This is a genomic window from Mycobacterium sp. SVM_VP21 (assembly GCA_024758765.1).
Classification (GTDB): domain Bacteria; phylum Actinomycetota; class Actinomycetes; order Mycobacteriales; family Mycobacteriaceae; genus Mycobacterium; species Mycobacterium heraklionense_C.
This window is the reverse complement of record CP101406.1, coordinates 2,060,032-2,076,077: the sequence shown is the minus strand read 5'-3', so window position 1 is coordinate 2,076,077 and position 16,046 is coordinate 2,060,032. Positions and strand designations below refer to the sequence as shown.

The 16,046-nt window shown below is 67.6% G+C and carries 17 protein-coding genes; 12 read left to right on the top strand and 5 right to left on the bottom strand.

What is annotated here, in order from left to right; all coding sequences use genetic code 11:
• Window positions 1-124: 124 nt before the first annotated feature.
• The 4 genes from NM962_09540 to NM962_09525 all read left to right on the top strand — a co-directional run bounded on the left by NM962_09540 (window position 125) and on the right by NM962_09525 (window position 3,907).
• Window positions 125-1,351 carry a Mur ligase family protein gene (locus NM962_09540; GenBank protein ID UVO14213.1) on the top strand — a complete coding sequence of 409 codons (1,227 nt, stop codon included), beginning with the start codon at window positions 125-127 and terminating at the stop codon, window positions 1,349-1,351.
• Window positions 1,348-2,067, top strand: a complete 720-nt coding sequence (locus tag NM962_09535) for a type 1 glutamine amidotransferase (GenBank protein UVO14212.1) — start codon at window positions 1,348-1,350, stop codon at window positions 2,065-2,067. Before NM962_09540 ends, NM962_09535 begins: the two co-directional genes overlap by 4 nt.
• Window positions 2,068-2,211: 144 nt before the next feature.
• A complete protein-coding gene (locus tag NM962_09530) occupies window positions 2,212-2,448 on the top strand; it encodes a hypothetical protein (protein UVO14211.1) in 237 nt (78 codons plus the stop codon).
• A 124-nt stretch (window positions 2,449-2,572) separates the two neighbouring features.
• Window positions 2,573-3,907 carry a hypothetical protein gene (locus NM962_09525; GenBank protein UVO14210.1) on the top strand — a complete coding sequence of 445 codons (1,335 nt, stop codon included), beginning with the start codon at window positions 2,573-2,575 and terminating at the stop codon, window positions 3,905-3,907.
• Window positions 3,908-3,910: 3 nt separating this feature from the next.
• Here NM962_09525 and NM962_09520 read toward each other — a convergent pair whose 3' ends face one another.
• Window positions 3,911-5,032 (bottom strand): DUF4393 domain-containing protein, encoded by a 1,122-nt coding sequence (locus tag NM962_09520; protein UVO14209.1) that lies wholly within the window; start codon window positions 5,030-5,032, stop codon window positions 3,911-3,913.
• A 126-nt stretch (window positions 5,033-5,158) separates the two neighbouring features.
• Between NM962_09520 and NM962_09515 the strand changes: the two genes are divergently transcribed.
• The 5 genes from NM962_09515 (at window position 5,159) to NM962_09495 (ending at window position 9,272) form a co-directional block, all read left to right on the top strand.
• On the top strand, window positions 5,159-6,436 hold the full coding sequence (locus tag NM962_09515) for a helix-turn-helix domain-containing protein (GenBank protein UVO14208.1): 1,278 nt from the start codon (window positions 5,159-5,161) through the stop codon (window positions 6,434-6,436).
• A gap of 106 nt (window positions 6,437-6,542) precedes the next feature.
• Complete coding sequence (locus tag NM962_09510; GenBank protein ID UVO14207.1) at window positions 6,543-7,766, top strand: alkane 1-monooxygenase; 1,224 nt, start codon at window positions 6,543-6,545, stop codon at window positions 7,764-7,766.
• A complete protein-coding gene (locus NM962_09505; GenBank protein ID UVO14206.1) occupies window positions 7,766-7,939 on the top strand; it encodes a rubredoxin in 174 nt (57 codons plus the stop codon). Before NM962_09510 ends, NM962_09505 begins: the two co-directional genes overlap by 1 nt.
• Window positions 7,936-8,118: a rubredoxin gene (locus NM962_09500; protein ID UVO14205.1), complete on the top strand. Its 183-nt coding sequence runs from the start codon at window positions 7,936-7,938 to the stop codon at window positions 8,116-8,118. Before NM962_09505 ends, NM962_09500 begins: the two co-directional genes overlap by 4 nt.
• Window positions 8,115-9,272 carry an FAD-dependent oxidoreductase gene (locus NM962_09495; GenBank protein ID UVO14204.1) on the top strand — a complete coding sequence of 386 codons (1,158 nt, stop codon included), beginning with the start codon at window positions 8,115-8,117 and terminating at the stop codon, window positions 9,270-9,272. The genes NM962_09500 and NM962_09495 overlap by 4 nt, the downstream gene beginning before the upstream one ends.
• On the opposite strand, the gene NM962_09490 is transcribed toward NM962_09495, so the two are convergent.
• From NM962_09490 to NM962_09480, 3 genes are all read right to left on the bottom strand, one after another.
• Window positions 9,269-10,117: a DUF559 domain-containing protein gene (locus NM962_09490; GenBank protein UVO14203.1), complete on the bottom strand. Its 849-nt coding sequence runs from the start codon at window positions 10,115-10,117 to the stop codon at window positions 9,269-9,271. The two genes, NM962_09495 and NM962_09490, sit on opposite strands and share 4 nt — an antisense overlap.
• A gap of 104 nt (window positions 10,118-10,221) precedes the next feature.
• The gene (gene recR, locus NM962_09485; protein ID UVO14202.1) at window positions 10,222-10,833 is read right to left on the bottom strand and encodes a recombination mediator RecR; all 612 of its coding nucleotides are present in this window, start codon (window positions 10,831-10,833) and stop codon (window positions 10,222-10,224) included.
• Window positions 10,834-11,169, bottom strand: coding sequence for a YbaB/EbfC family nucleoid-associated protein (locus tag NM962_09480; protein UVO14201.1), 336 nt, complete (start codon window positions 11,167-11,169; stop codon window positions 10,834-10,836).
• Window positions 11,170-11,287: 118 nt separating this feature from the next.
• On the opposite strand from NM962_09480, the gene NM962_09475 reads away from it, so the two are divergent.
• The 3 genes from NM962_09475 to NM962_09465 are packed head-to-tail and all read left to right on the top strand — an operon-like array spanning window position 11,288 to window position 14,795.
• Entirely contained in the window at window positions 11,288-12,061 is a 774-nt protein-coding gene (locus NM962_09475) for an Rv3717 family N-acetylmuramoyl-L-alanine amidase (GenBank protein UVO14200.1), read from the top strand.
• Between the two features lie 53 nt (window positions 12,062-12,114).
• Complete coding sequence (locus tag NM962_09470; protein UVO14199.1) at window positions 12,115-13,494, top strand: FAD-binding oxidoreductase; 1,380 nt, start codon at window positions 12,115-12,117, stop codon at window positions 13,492-13,494.
• Window positions 13,491-14,795: a class I SAM-dependent methyltransferase gene (locus tag NM962_09465; protein UVO14198.1), complete on the top strand. Its 1,305-nt coding sequence runs from the start codon at window positions 13,491-13,493 to the stop codon at window positions 14,793-14,795. Before NM962_09470 ends, NM962_09465 begins: the two co-directional genes overlap by 4 nt.
• A gap of 2 nt (window positions 14,796-14,797) precedes the next feature.
• On the opposite strand, the gene NM962_09460 is transcribed toward NM962_09465, so the two are convergent.
• Window positions 14,798-16,015, bottom strand: coding sequence for an FAD-dependent oxidoreductase (locus NM962_09460; protein ID UVO14641.1), 1,218 nt, complete (start codon window positions 16,013-16,015; stop codon window positions 14,798-14,800).
• Between the last annotated feature and the right edge of the window lie 31 nt (window positions 16,016-16,046).

Genomic DNA, 16,046 nt, shown 5'->3' with positions numbered 1-16,046 from the left:
AGGATGGCATGCGGGTCGGACGATGCCGGCCGGCGATGGCCCGTGTCGGGGCACTGAATTGATCGAGGGCGACCCACTGCGCCCGGCGCGAGCGCCGCGCTTGTGATCGCCCTAAACTCACGCCGTGATCACCGCCCGAGGACGCCTGGCCCTGGCCGCCGGCGCGAGTGCCCGGTGGGCGTCGCGGGTGACCGGCCGCGGCGCCGGCGCGATGATCGGCGGTCTGATCGCGATGACCCTCGACAAATCGATCCTGCGTCAGCTCGGCGCAGGCCGGCGCACCGCCATCGTCACCGGCACCAACGGCAAGTCGACCACCACCCGCATGCTCGCGGCCGCGCTGAGCGACCTGGGCGCGGTGGCCACCAACTCCGAGGGCGCCAACATGGACGCCGGGCTGGTGGCGGCGCTGGCCGCCGACCGGACCGCGCAACTGGCGGCGCTCGAGGTCGACGAGATGCACGTCCCGCACGTCGCCGATGCGGTATCGCCGGCCGTGGTGGTGTTGCTCAACCTGTCCCGGGACCAGCTGGACCGGGTCGGCGAGATCAATGCCGTGGAACGCGCGCTGCGCACCGGCCTGGCCCGCCATCCGCAGACGGTGGTCGTCGCCAACTGCGACGACGTGCTGATGACCTCGGCCGCCTACGACTCCCCCAACGTGGTCTGGGTCGCCGCCCGCGCCGGCTGGTCGGGCGACTCGGTCAGTTGCCCGCGCAGCGGCGAGGTGATCGACCGCCACGAGGGCCACTGGCGATCCACCGGAAGCGAGTTCAGCCGGCCCACCCCGCACTGGTGGTTCGACGACGACTCGCTCTACGGGCCGGACGGTCTGGTGCTGCCGATGCGCCTGGCCCTGCCCGGCACCGTCAACCGCGGCAACGCCGCCCAGGCCGTCGCTGCCGCAGTCGCCCTGGGCGCCGATCCGGTCAAAGCGGTGGCGGCGGTCTCCGCCGTCGACGAGGTGGCCGGCCGCTACCGCAGCGTGCGGGTCGGTGACCACACCGTGCGGATGCTGCTGGCCAAGAACCCGGCCGGCTGGCAGGAGGCGCTCTCGATGGTCGACAAGCACGCCGCCGGGGTGGTGATCGCCGTCAACGGACAGGTGCCCGACGGCGAGGACCTGTCCTGGCTCTGGGACGTGCGCTTCGAGCACTTCGAGGAGGTTCCGGTGGTCGCGGCCGGCGAGCGCGGCACCGACCTGGCGGTGCGGCTGGGCTACGCCGGCGTGCAGCACACCCTGGTACACGACACCGTCGATGCGATTGAGTCCTGCCCGCCCGGGCCGGTCGAAGTCGTCGCCAACTACACCGCGTTCCTGGCGCTGCAGCGGAGGTTGGGCCCCTTATGAGCAGGGCTGAGCCGGTGCGGATCGGGCTGGTGCTGCCCGACGTGATGGGCACCTACGGCGACGGCGGCAACGCGGTGGTGCTGCGGCAACGGCTGCTGCTGCGGGGCATTCCCGCCGAGATCGTCGAGATCACCCTGGCCGACCCGGTGCCGGAATCCCTCGACCTCTACACCCTGGGCGGCGCCGAGGACTACGCCCAGCGACTGGCCACCCGGCATCTGATCACCCACCCGGGCTTGCAACGCGCGGCGGCGCGGGGAGCGCCCGTGCTGGCGATCTGCGCGGCAATCCAGGTGCTCGGGCACTGGTATGAGACCTCGGCCGGCGAGCGCGTCGAGGGGGTCGGATTGCTCGATGTGACGACCTCTCCGCAGGAATCGCGCACCATCGGCGAGGTGGTCGCCACGCCGCTGCTGGCGGGGTTGTCGGCGCCGTTGACCGGCTTCGAGAACCATCGCGGCGGCACCGTGCTGGGCCCGGACGCCTCGCCGCTGAGCGCTGTCACCAAGGGCGCCGGCAACAAGGCCGGCGACGGCTACGACGGCGCGGTGCAGGGCAGCATCGTCGCCACCTATCTGCACGGGCCGTGCCTGGCCCGCAACCCGGAACTGGCCGATCTGCTGCTGTCGAAGGTGGTCGGCGAGCTGGCACCCCTGGAGCTGCCGGAAGTGGACGTGTTGCGCCGCGAACGGCTGGCCGCACCCCGACGGGTCTAAGGCGGCCCCGATGTCCTCGGCCGACGAATCGGTGCGGACATCCTGGCTTCCGAGGACAAGTAATTGCCTGTCCATCTCCGTAGCGTTTCCGACGTCGCATACATCCGTAGACGACGGAAACCGAATAGGACAAGGAATTAAAAAATGGCAACCCCGAGTGTTTTCAATTTGGTCTCGAAGGTTCTCGACAGCACCAAGGAATTCGTGGACGAGCTGCTCGACAACGCCGAGAACCTCGAGTCGGATCTGACCGACATCACCAAGGACACCAAAGACTCCAGCATCGAGGCCCTGCGCGCACGGGCGAAGAGCCTCAACGAGCAGATCGAGAAGCTCGCCAAGGTCGAGGAGTCCAAGAAGGCCAAGAAGGCCGCGAAGTAGCACTTCCGGTGCCCGGCGAGAGCCCCACTGACAACGATCACGCCGCCAGTGGGGCTACGCACGGCTTTCCCAACTGCGACGACAGAAACGGCTTGACATGATCCAGAGCGCGGTCGCATCCGGATTGGTCGACTGGGAAGAGCTGACCGGCCAGTCCAAATTCATCATCGATATCGTCAGCATCCCGATTTTCAGCGCCATCGCCGGCTTGATAACCAACTGGACCGGCGTGATCATGCTGTTCTCCCCCACCCATTTCACCGGCTTTTATGTTCCCGGCCTCAAGACCGTCTTCCCACTGCTTCCACGCAAAGTCCAGATCCTGCCGACATTCGCCCCGAACGGCATTCTCGGATTCCAGGGGTTCATTCCCTGCCGTGCGGAGAAGATGGCGAGCCTCATGGTGGACATGTCGATTGCCCGGATCGGCAGCATCGGCGATTTCTACGAACAACTCGAACCCAACAAGATGGCCGACCTGATGGCCGACAAGATGCGGCCGAGCATCCGCAAGATCGCCACCGACATCATCAGGAACAACCACGGCTGGTTGTGGTACGCGTTGCCCTTGGTGGTCCAGGAGAGCGTGCTCGCCACCATCGACCAACGACTGCCCCACATCTCCCGGGCGGCGTTCGCCAAAGTCGGCAACCACATCGACGAGCTGCTCGACGTCAAACTGATGACGGTCAATCACCTGCGGCGTAATCCGAAGGTGCTCAGCGACATCTTCCGCGGCATGGGCGCCCCGGAACTGCGTTTCATGGTCAAGATCGGGGCACTCGGATTCGTTTTCGGAATCCCCCTGGCGCTGTACCTGAGCTGGATTCATTACTACCACCCGCCGGTTTTGAGCATGGTCCCTTCGTGGCTCGTCGTCCTCGGAGGAGCAGCCACCATCGGGGTCCTGGTCAACATTCTCGCGATCAAAGTCATCTTCGAGCCGGGCGATCCGAAACGCAGCCTGAGATACCCATGGAAACAGGGACTGTTTCCCAAACGCCAACACGAAGCCGCCGCGCAAGTCGCCACGATGATGTCGGAGAAGGTGCTGACGGTCACCAACTTCACCCGCGAGCTGCTGTTCGGGGCCAGCGGCGACAAAACGGCGGGCTTTCTCGCCGAAACCATCGCCGAAGAAATCGACGTCATCTTCACCCCGGTCGTCGCCGCCATCGGCAAGGCGACGGGCGCGGTCGACATGGAGGCGATCCAACGGAACGCCAGCGCGGAGATCATGAACTTCGCGCCGGAGGTGTTCTATTCCACCGAGTTCAACGAGGACAAGGCGAAGAAGATCGCGGACTTCGCCACCGAAAAATTCCGCAAACTACCACCCGCGGAGTTCAGCGAAATGCTTTACGCCGCAATTGAACAGGATGCCTGGTTGCTGTACGCCCACGGCGGGCTGCTCGGAATTCTCGTCGGCGCCGCCCACTTGCTGATCTTCGGCGCGTGAGCGTTAGCGGATCTGCGCGAGCGCCTTCCCGTCACCCCTGTCACGCGTGGCCGGCGGTCCCTTGCCCTTGATCTTGTCCTGGCGCCCATCGGTATCCCAGCCGCCCGCGGTGTATCCGTCACAGTCGATGCACACGTCGACGAATTGCTCGCCGAAAGCGGTCAGCCGGACACTCCGGTAGATCGTCACCGCCTTGGGCACGCTCTCGATCGCTTCCACCGCGGACTGCTGCACCTCCAACAACGCGTATCGCCGATAGTCGTCAACCGGCTCGTTCGAGATGGCCACCAGGCCCAAGCGGTCCAGATTGGCGAAGTAGTGCTGGTCGCGGTCGGGCCACAGACAACCGGCCATCCGCGCAATCATGCTGACGCCGCTGATCACCAGCTCCGAACCGATCTGAAACCACGTCTTGGTCCGCACATCGATCATCGGCTGGGTTCCGGCGACTTTGAGGAACCGCAGAATCCGCGCTTCGTCGGGAACAAGCTCATCGATGATCCGAGAGAACGACGGGTGCACATCGCGGCGCTGCAACTCGGGCTTGTAGGACACCCGCACCAGGGCGGTGCCGCGATGCCGGAGCGCTTCGGCGGCCTCCGCCGGCCCACCGCCGTTGATGACCCGAGCGATCAGGTCGGTGACCTCGCTCAGCGGTGGGCTGTTGGCCAGCTCCCCGGCCTGCCGCAGACCATGTCCCACCGTGTCGATTACTGGGGTGATCGCGGTATCGGCCAAGCCGCCCAGCGCAGTGTTGCCCAGGGGCAATCCCAACCGGGATACCAGCTCATTCACCACCGGTATCGGCGAACCGGCTGCCGGCGAGGGCGCGTCGGACAGTGGCCTGCCCGGCACGTTCAGCAGGCTGTTCACCACCGTCGCACCGGACGCCAGCTGACCGAGCACATTCAGCGGATTGGCCGGGCCGGCCCCGGCAAACTCGACTGACGGCGATTCCCCGCTCGACTTCTTCTTCCGCTTACGGGTGGGTTTGCCGGCCTTGCCACGATCGTCCGCGGGCGCCGGAACGGCGCCGAGCCGGTTTACGACATCCAACAGAGCCAGTAACGGCGCCCCACCGGCCGCCTGCGCTTGCTTGCGCTTCCTCTTGTGCTTGTCACCCATGAGTTCTCGATGTAGTCCTCGAACACCACTGCCGATGTGCTCCCCGTCACACCGTACCCCCTGCCTTGACGGCGCGCTGGCCGAAATCGTCGGTGGCCGCTTGGTACGCGGACTACGGTCGGGCCCATGGCGAAGCCGAACGTCGCGGATGACGCGGCCGTTGCCGAGACCGCGGTGCTGATCTCGCAGCGCCTCGATGACCGCTTGGCCGAGACGACCCGGGTGATCGAGGATCTGGTGGCCAAGGGGTCGCCGGAGCTGACGGTGGATTCACCGCTGCTGCAGTTGCTGCACGAGACGGTGGCGGCGAACGTCGACGCGTACTTCTCGGCGATCCGCCACAACATTCCGGTGGCCGAGATCGCCGCGCCGACCGTTGCCCTGGAGCACGCTCGCCGGCTGGCGCAGCGCGGGGTGCCGGTGAACGCGTTGGTGCGCGGCTACCGGCTCGGGCATTCGGTGGCGCTACAACTGGTGCTGGAGGAGGTTCGCTCCGCGGAGCTGGACCCGGACCTGAGCCTGCGCGTGCTCGGCGCCATGTCGACGCTCATGTTTGGCTATATCGACGAGATGTCGCAGCAAGTGGTCACCGTCTACCAGGCCGAGCGGGAACGCTGGTTGGAGAGCCGAAATGCGGTGCGCGCGTTACGGGTCCGAGAGATTCTTGCCGGCGAGAGCCTGGATGTCGATACGATGACGACCGCGATCCGCTACCCGCTGCGACGAACCCACGTGGCGCTGGTCGTGTGGTATCCCGAATCCGGCGGCGACAAACTGGCCGCCGCCGAGGGTTTCGTCAAACAACTCGCCGAATCGCTGGCGGTGCACGGCGCACCGCTGTTCGTCCCGGCCGACAGCACCACCGGGTGGGCATGGCTTCCACTACCGTCAGCCGACGCGCCCGACGTGGTGGAGCAGATCCGGGCTTTCGCACACTCCGCGGACGACAAGCCATGGGTGGCGATCGGTGACCCGCTGCCCGGAGTCGAGGGCTTCCGCCGGTCGCACCAGCAGGCCCTGGCGGCGCACACGCTGGCGGTCGCCTCCGGTACGGCGCGGGTCAGCGCGGCCGGCGATCCCGGGTTGGCCGCCGCGGCACTGCTCGGCGCCGACAACCTGCCCGCCGCCCGGGCCTGGGTTGCCGAAGTGCTCGGCCCGCTGGCCTGCGCCACCGAGGGCGACGAACGGCTCCGGGACACCCTGCGAGTGTTCCTGCGGACCGGCTCCAGTTTCAAAGCTGCCGGCGAGCAGCTGCACTTTCACGTCAACACCATGAAGTACCGGGTCCAGCGGGCGGTCGAACGCCGCGGCCGCCCGATCGCCGAGGACCGCCTGGACGTCGAGATCGCCCTGCTGCTGTGTCAGTGGTATGGCCACAGTGTGTTGTCTCCGGAGGACGAATAGCCGGCAGAATTCCGGTTTCGCGAGACGAGCGGCCAGGGGGCGCTACTACCTAACGTCAGGCACATCCGAAAACACGTGGTGTGACCAAGGCAAGGGGTTGAATGCGATGAGCACCGAGATGGCCAGCGAACCGAAGCTCTGGCAGGACAAGAAACGTCACCTGTGGCTGCTGGGCCTGGTGGTGCCCACCATGATGTTCCTGGTGCTGCCGCTGGTGTGGGCGATGAACAAGGCCGGCTGGCACACTGCGGCGCAACTGCCGCTGTACATCGGGCCGATCCTGCTCTACGTGATCCTGCCGGCGCTGGACCTGCTGATCGGGGCCGACGGGCAGAACCCGCCGGACGAGGTGATGACCGCGCTGGAGAACGACAAGTACTACCGCTACGCGACCTACGCCTACATCCCGTTCCAGTACGCCAGCGCCATCTTCGGCGCCTACCTGTTCACCGCCTCGGACCTGGGCTGGCTCGGCTTCGACGGGTCGCTGGGCGCCCTCGGCAAGATCGGTGTGGCGATGTCGGCGGCAGTGGTGGCCGGGGTCGGCATCAACACCGCCCACGAACTGGGCCACAAGCGGGAATCGTTGGAGCGGTGGCTGGGCAAGATCACCCTGGCCCAGGTCTGCTACGGGCACTTCTACGTCGAGCACAACCGCGGCCACCACGTTCGGGTGGCCACCCCGGAGGACCCGGCGTCGGCCCGCTTCGGTGAGACGTTCTGGGAGTTCCTGCCGCGCAGCACCTGGGGCGGCATCCGCTCGGCATGGGAGCTGGAAGCGGCGCGGATCCGCCGGACCGGCAAGAACCCCTGGGACCCGCGGACCTGGGCCGGCAACGACGTGATCAACGCGGTGGCGATGTCGGTGCTGTTCTGGGGCGTGATGATCGCGGTGTTCGGCGTGGCGCTGATCCCCTACGTGCTGATCAACGCCTTCTACGGGTCGTCGCTGCTGGAGTCGGTGAACTACCTGGAGCACTACGGGCTGGTGCGCCAGAAGCAGGCCAGCGGCCGCTACGAGCGCTGCACACCGCAGCACAGCTGGAACTCCGACCACATGGTGACCAACCTGTTCCTCTACCACCTGCAGCGGCACAGCGACCACCACGCCAACCCGACCCGGCGCTACCAGACGCTGCGCAGCTTCGAAGACTCACCGAACCTGCCGGCCGGATATGGGGCGCTCATAGGGGTGACCTACTTCCCCACCGTGTGGCGCAAGCTGATGGACCACCGGGTGCTCGAGCACTACAACGGCGACATCACCCGCGCCAACATCTCGCCGCGGCGCCGGGAGAAGATCCTGGCCCGCTACCAGGTGGCCGCCTGATGGCCGGCTACCGCTGCCCGGGCTGCGGCTACGTCTACGACGAGGCCACCGGGGAACCCCGCGAGGGGTTCCCCGCCGGCACCGGATGGCAGCAGGTTCCCGACGAGTGGACCTGCCCGGACTGCGCGGTACGCGAAAAGCTGGATTTCGAACTGATAGGAGAGAGCTCATGAACGACTACAAACTGTTCCGCTGCCTGCAGTGCGGCTTCGAGTACGACGAGGCGCTGGGCTGGCCCGAGGACGGCATCGAACCCGGCACCCGCTGGGCCGACATCCCCGAGGACTGGAGCTGCCCGGACTGCGGCGCCGCGAAAGCCGACTTCGAGATGGTGGAAGTGGCCCGGCCGTGAGCGGGGTGCTCATCGTCGGGGCAGGCCTGGCCGCGGTCCGCACCGCCGAACAGCTCCGCCGCAACGGCTTTGGCGGCCCGATCACGATCGTCGGCGCCGAAGATCACCCACCGTACGACCGGCCGCCGCTGTCCAAGGAGATGCTGCGTGGCGAGGTAGATGACGTTGCCTTGAAACCAGCGAGTTTCTACGACGACAACGGCATCACGTTGCGCCTCGGTGTGTGCGCCCGCTCCGTCGACGCCGCGGCCCACACCGTGACGCTGGCCGACGGCGAGGTGCTCGGCTACGACCAGCTGGTGATCGCCACCGGCGTTGTGCCCAAACGGATTCCGTCGTTCGTCGAGCTGGACGGCATCCACGTGCTGCGGACGTTCGACGACTGCGTGGCGCTGCGCTCCCGAGCCGCCCGTTCACGCCAGGCCGTGGTGGTCGGCGCGGGTTTCATCGGCTGCGAGGTCGCTGCCGCCCTGCGCGCTGCCGCGGTGTCGGTGGTGCTGGTCGAGCCGCAGGCCACGCCCCTGGCCTCGGTGCTCGGCGAGCAGGTCGGGGCGTTGGTCACCCGGCTGCACCAGGCCGAGGGCGTCGACGTGCGCACCGGCGTCGGGGTGGCGTCGGTGGCCGGGACACGCGGCGTCGAGTCGGTGACGCTGTCCGACGGCTCGATGATCCCCGCCGATCTGGTGGTGGTCGGGATCGGTTCGCGTCCGGCTTGCGACTGGCTGGCCGGTAGCGACATCGAGGTGGCGAACGGCATCGTCTGCTCTGAGGTGGGCCGCACCAGCGCCCCGGATGTCTGGGCTATCGGTGACGTGGCGTCCTGGGACGGTGTGCGCGTGGAGCATTGGAGCAATGTCGCCGAGCAGGCGAGGATCCTGGTGGCGGCGATGCTGAATCTCGACGCGGTGGCCGGCGCGGGCGTGGCGTACTTCTGGAGCGACCAGTACGACCTCAAGATCCAGTGCCTGGGCCACCCATTGCCCGGCGACACCGTGCACCTGGTGCAAGACGACGGCCGGCGCTTCGCCGGGTACTACGAGCGCGACGGCGTCGTGGTCGCCGCGGTGGGTGCGGGCATCCCGGAGCTAGTCCGCACGGCGCGCGGCAAGATCGCCTCAGGGGCGTCGATCAGCGAGGTGCTGCAACCTGTCTAGGGCCGCCAGCCGCGAGACTGCAGGGCTGTGCGAACCCGGGCGATGACGCCGGTGGGCGAGTCCTCGTTGATCGCCCGGATATTGATCCAGCCGATGGCCTCCAGCTTGCGCTGACGCCGGTGGTCCTTGACGTACTGCGGGCGGTCCTTGCGGTGCTGGTCGCCGTCGTACTCGACGGAGACCCGGTATTCCTCCCAGCCCATATCGAGGTAAGCGAACGGCCGGTAACTGCGGCCGCACACCGGGATCTGGGTGGTCGGAGTCGGTAGACCCGCGTCGACCAGAAGTAATCGCAGCCAGGTCTCCTTGGGTGAGGCGGCACCGGAGTCGACGAGCGGCAGCACCGCCCGCAGCCGTTTCAGGCCGCGTGCACCCTTGTGGTGCTTGGCGATCAGCAGCACGTCCTCGGCGCTGAACGGGGTGGCGCGGGCCAGGGCATCGAGCCGGGCGAGTGCTTTACCGCGGGGCAGATGGCGGCCCAGGTCGTAGGCGGTGCGGGCCGAGGTGGTGACCGGTAGTCGCCCGACATGAGTGATCTCGTCGTCACGCAGCGTTTCGTCGCGCACGATCAAACCGCGTTGTGACCGTATATCGGTCGCGATGAGCTCGACAGCGATGTTGTGGTCGACCCATTGGGCGCCATGCAGGGCAGACGCCGCGACCCCGGCGATCACTCCTTTGCGCCCGGCACTCAACCAAGCCGCCATCGTGCGGTCACGCAGCGTAGGAGTCGCGTCTTTGCTCAGGTAGATCCCGCGGTGGAGCGGGCGATACCAGCGGCGCAGTTCGTGGCGAGTCAGGCGGCCGTCGGCGATCGCCTCGCTGCCGATGAATACCCCGTCCATGGCGGGATGGTGCCAGGCCCCTCTGACACCTCCTCGAAACCGACGTTTTGCAGGAAAAGTGCGAGAAGGACCCGCCAAAACGTCGATTTCGCGGCAGTAGGGACTCAGGCCATGGCGCGGCGGCCGGTGAAGGCCCGGCCCAAGGTCAGCTCGTCGGCGAATTCCAGGTCGCCGCCCATCGGCAGCCCGGACGCCAAACGCGTCACGCTGAGCCCGGGAATGTCACGCAGCACCCGCACCAAGTAGGTGGCGGTGGCCTCGCCCTCGGTGTTGGGGTCGGTGGCGATGATCACCTCGCTGACGTCCACCCCATCGACCCGCTCCCCGACCCGATTCAGCAGCTCACGCACCCGCAGTTGCTCGGGGCCGATCCCCGACAAGGGATCCAGCGCGCCGCCGAGCACGTGGTAGCGACCGCGGAACTCCCGGGTGCGTTCGATGGCGGCGACGTCCTTGGGCTCCTCGACGACGCAGATCTGGGCGAAGTCGCGGCGCGGGTCCCCGCAGATCCGGCACCGCTCGGCATCGGAGACGTTGCCGCACACCTCGCAGAACCGCACCCCGTCGCGGACCTTGGTGAGCACCGCGGTAAGCCGGTCGATCTCCGGCGGCTCCACCGACAGCAGGTGAAAAGCGATCCGCTGGGCGCTCTTGGGGCCGATGCCCGGCAGCTTGCCCAGCTCGTCGATCAGGTCCTGAACCGGACCCTCAAACACCTAGGCTCCCGGCATGCCGAGCGCGCCGCCCATGCCGCCGGCCAGCGGCGAGAGCCGCTGCTGGGCCAGCGTGTGCGCCTTCTTCGACGCGTCGGCGAGCGCTCCCACGAGCAGGTCCTGCAGGGTCTCGATGTCCTCGGGGTCGACGACCTTGGGGTCGATGTGCACCGCGAGCACCTCGCCGCTGCCATTGGAGGTGACTTTGACCAGGCCGTTTCCGGCCTCCCCCTGCACCTCGGTGACGGCCAGCTCCTGCTGCGCCTGCAGCAGTCGCTGCTGCATCTGCTGAGCCTGGGCCAGCAACGCCGACATGTCGGGCGGGCCTCCTGGTTGCATGACACTCCCCTTGCGTTGTCGTGTGCGTGGTCTCGACTGGGTTGCGGCTTGGTTTCAGCTCCGAGACCCGGTGCGTGTGAGAATTCCAGCGTAGTCGGCCCCGGCCTACGTTGGCGGCGTGCGCGTACCAGTTCTTGTCCGTGTCGGTATCGCGATCACCACCGGCCTGGTGGTGGCCGCCGCGGTGCCGAACGCCCCGCTGGCTCCCTTGGCCTGGGCCGGTCCGGCCAATATCGCCGGCATGATCGTGTTCCTCGACCCCGGCCACAGCGGCGCGGGCGACCCCGCTGCCCTGTCGCGTCAGGTGCCCAACGGCCGGGGCGGCACCAAGAACTGCCAGACCAGCGGCACCGCGACCAACTCCGGCTATCCCGAGCACAGCTTCTCCTGGGACACCACGCTGCGGATCCGCCAAGCCCTCAACTCCGCCGGGGTCCGCACCGCAATGTCGCGCGGTGACGACAACGGGCCGGCTCCGTGCATCGACGCACGCGCCGCGGCGGCCAATGCGCTGCACCCCAATGCCATCGTGTCGATCCACGCCGACGGCGGGCAGCCCGCCGGCCGCGGATTCCACGTCAACTACTCCGCACCTCCGCTGAACCCCGCCCAGGAGGGCCCGGCGGTGCGGTTCGCCCAGATCATGCGCAGCCAGTTGCAGGCCGCGGGCATTCCGCCGGCCAACTATATCGGCACCGACGGCTTGAAGGGGCGCGCCGACCTCGCCGGGCTCAACCTGGCCGAATACCCGTCAGTCTTGGTCGAGCTGGGCAACATGAAAAACGCCACCGATGCGGCCTTGATGGAGAGCCCGGCGGGCCGCCAGCGCTACGCCGACGCGGTGGCGCGCGGCATCGCCAGCTTCCTGAGCGCTCAGACACAAGTGCCCTAACTCGCAGCGCTGCTGCGTGCACGCCCGCCGATCCGCCGTTAGCGTGGGAGGTGATGTCCGTTCGGCCGGCCGATACACCGACATCCCACGCGCGGGGGGTGCGTCGGCTGCTGGACAGCTACCGCAACATCCCCGCCGACGAATCGGTCCGGCTGGCCAAGCCCACCTCCAACCTGTTTCGGGCTCGCGCGAAGCGCCAGGCACCCGGGCTGGACACCTCGGGCCTGGTGAGCGTCATCGCGATCGACCCGGAGAACCGCACCGCCGACGTCGACGGCATGTGCACCTACGAGGACCTGGTCGCCGCCACCCTCCCGTACGGTCTGGCGCCGTTGGTGGTCCCGCAGCTCAAGACGATCACGGTGGGCGGTGCGGTCAGCGGCCTGGGAATCGAGTCGGCGTCGTTCCGCAATGGGCTGCCGCACGAGTCGGTGCTGGAGATGGACGTGCTCACCGGCGACGGCGAACTGCTGACGGTGTCGCGCGACCGGCATGAGGATCTATTCCACGCGTTTCCGAATTCCTATGGCACGCTGGGATATTCGACGCGCCTGCGGATCGAGCTAGAGGCCGTCAAGCCATTCGTCGCGTTGCGGCACATCCGCTTCGATTCCCTGGACGAGCTGGTCTCGACGATGGACCGCATCATCGACACCGGCGGACTCGAAGGCGTTCCGGTGGACTACCTCGACGGGGTGGTGTTCAGCCCCCGAGAGTGCTACCTGTGTGTCGGTATCGCGACCGATACTCCCGGCGCCGTCAGCGACTACACCGGCCAGCAGATCTACTACCGCTCGATTAGGCACGCGCACGGGATCAAAGACGACCGGCTGACCATCCACGACTACCTGTGGCGCTGGGACACCGACTGGTTCTGGTGCTCGCGCGCGTTCGGGGCACAGCGCCCCCTGGTGCGCCGGTGGTGGCCGCGGCGCTACCGGCGCAGCAGTGTCTACTCGAAGCTGATCGCCTACGACCAGCGCTTCGCCATCGCCGACCGGATCGAGAAGCGGCATCACCGCCCGCCTCGTGAGCGAGTGGTGCAGGACGTCGAGGTCCCGCTGGAGCGCTGCCGGCAATTCCTGGACTGGTTCTTCGCCCACGTGCCGATCGAGCCGGTGTGGTTGTGCCCGCTGCGGCTGCGCGGCGACGAGGAGTGGCCGCTGTACCCGATCCGGTCCAATCGCACCTACGTCAACGTCGGCTTCTGGTCGTCGGTCCCGGCCGGCGCTACCGAGGGAGCCACCAATCGCCTGATCGAGGCCAAGGTGAGCGAGCTCGACGGCCACAAGTCGTTGTACTCCGACTCCTACTACACCGCCGCGGAGTTTGACGAGCTCTACGGCGGTGAAACCTATCGGAGGATCAAAAAGACTTACGACCCCGACTCGCGGCTACTGGACCTCTACGCCAAGGCGGTGCGACGACGATGACGATCGACAGCGAGCAGGTACGCACTTCGACCGGCAGATTGAGCCTGGCCCAGGTGCTGGAGACCCTGGCCACCGACGGACGCCTGCCGCTGCGCTTCACCGCCTACGACGGCAGCAGCACCGGCCCCGAGGACGCACCCCTGGGCCTGGACCTACTGACCCCGCGCGGCACCACCTATCTGGCCACCGCCCCCGGCGACCTGGGGATGGCCCGCGCCTACATCTCCGGCGACCTGGGGCTGCACGGCGTGCACCCCGGGGATCCCTATCGGCTGCTCAAGGCACTGGCCGACGAACTGCACTTCAAACGGCCCTCGCCCAGGGTGCTGGCCAACATCGTGCGCTCGATCGGGATCGAGCATCTGGTGCCGATCGCCCCGCCACCCCAAGAGGCACTCCCCCGGTGGCGACGTATCGCGGAAGGGTTGCGACACAGCAAGTCTCGGGACGCCGGGGCGATCCATCACCACTACGACGTGTCCAACGACTTCTACGAGTGGGTGCTGGGGCCGTCGATGACCTATACCTGCGCGGTCTATCCGACTCCGGATGCGACGCTGGAGCAGGCCCAGGAGAACAAGTACCGGCTGATCTTCGACAAGCTGCGGTTGAGCCCCGGCGACGTGTTGCTCGACGTGGGCTGCGGCTGGGGCGGCATGGTGCGCTACGCGGCGCGGCACGGGGTGCGCGCCATCGGTGCGACGCTGTCGGCCGAGCAGGCCCAGTGGGCGCAGCGCGCGATCGCCGACGCTGGCCTGGCCGACCGAGCCGAGGTGCGGCACTGCGACTATCGCGATGTCGGCGAATCCGGGTTCGACGCGGTCTCCTCGATCGGGATGACCGAACACATCGGCGTGGCCAATTACCCCGCCTATTTCGATTTCCTCAAGTCCAAGCTGCGTCGTGGCGGCCTACTGCTGAACCACTGCATCACCCGAGCGGACAACAAATCCAGTGCGACCGCGGGCGATTTCATCGACCGCTATGTGTTCCCCGATGGGGAGCTGGCTGGATCGGGCCGGATCATCAGCGAGATTCAGGACGTCGGCCTAGAGGTACTGCACACCGAGAACCTGCGCAATCACTACGAGTTGACCCTGCGCGACTGGTGCGCCAACCTGGTGGCGCACTGGGACGACGCCGTGGCCGAGGTCGGGCTGGCCACTGCCAAGGTGTGGGGCCTGTACATGGCCGGTTCCCGGCTGGGCTTCGAGCACAACGGTATTCAGCTTCATCACGCGCTGGCGGTCAACGGCGGCGACGACGCCGGCCTGCCGCTGCGGCCGTGGTGGCGGCCCTAACTTCAGGGTCGGCGCGCGAAGGCCGGGGCCCGCTCCGGGCGAACGCCCACACCGACCAGATAAGCCGGAATTGCCGAGAGCCAGGGCAATATCGCGAACAGCCTGCCCACGCTCGCCGGCGGGCTGAGGTTCTGGCCGCGCAGGATGGGGTTCAGTGCCCGGTGCGCTGCCCGCTGCACCGATTGGGTGACGACGGTGGGCAGCTCCCGACGTCGCTGCACGGCGGCCAGATCCCGAGCGGTCACCCGCCCTTGCCGTAGCGGTTCGGCCAGGATGGTCGCAGCGGCCACCGCGTCCTGCACCGCCAGATTGATGCCGACCCCACCCACCGGCGACATCGCGTGTGCGGCGTCGCCGATACACAACAGCCCGTCAATGCTCCAGTGCCGCAACCGATTCACCCGTACATCGAGGTGTTTGACGTCATCCAGGCTCTGCAGCGCCTCCACCGAATCCGCGGCCTCGGGGATGAGCTCGACCACGTCGCGGCGGAACCCCTCGATACCGCGCGCCCGCTTGTCGGCGTCGGTGCCCTTGCGCCCCAGGTAGGCGACCTGAAAGTAACTGTCGCGCGGAATCATGATCGCGGCCCGCCCCGGCCCGAGGCGGGGCAACAAGGTGGGCTGGGCGGCGCGGTCGTTCGGCAGCCGGAACCACCACACATCGAAGTTCACCGGAAACTCGCGTGAGTGCAGGCCCGCCTCATGCCGCGCGACCGACCAGCGCCCGTCGCAGGCCACCGTGAGGTCGGCACGCAGTTCTCCGGTGCCCTCGGCGTCGCGGTAGCGCACTCCAGCCACCCGACCGTTCTCGTGCAGCAGCCCGGTGACCTCGGTCTGCATTCGCAAGGTGAACGTCGGCTCGGTCTGCGCGGACTCGGCGAGCAGGTTCAGCAGGTCCCACTGCGGCACCATCGCAACGTAGGGGTGCGGCTGGCGACGCAGCCGGCCGAAATCGACCACCGTGACGTCGCGCCCGGCCACGTCAAGGCTGACCTGATGGATCTCACTGTGCGCCAGCGTCGTGAAACGCTCCCAGAGCCCGAGCTCATCGAGTAGGCGCAGGGTGGTGGGGTGCACGGTGTCGCCACGGAAATCGCGCAAGAAGTCGGCATGCTTCTCCAGCAGCGTCACCTCTACGCCGGCCCGGGCCAGCAACAACCCGAGAACCATGCCTGCCGGTCCGCCACCGACGATCGCGCAGGTGGTTGTTTCGGTGATATCGCCCATTGGGGTGCCACGTTACGCGTGT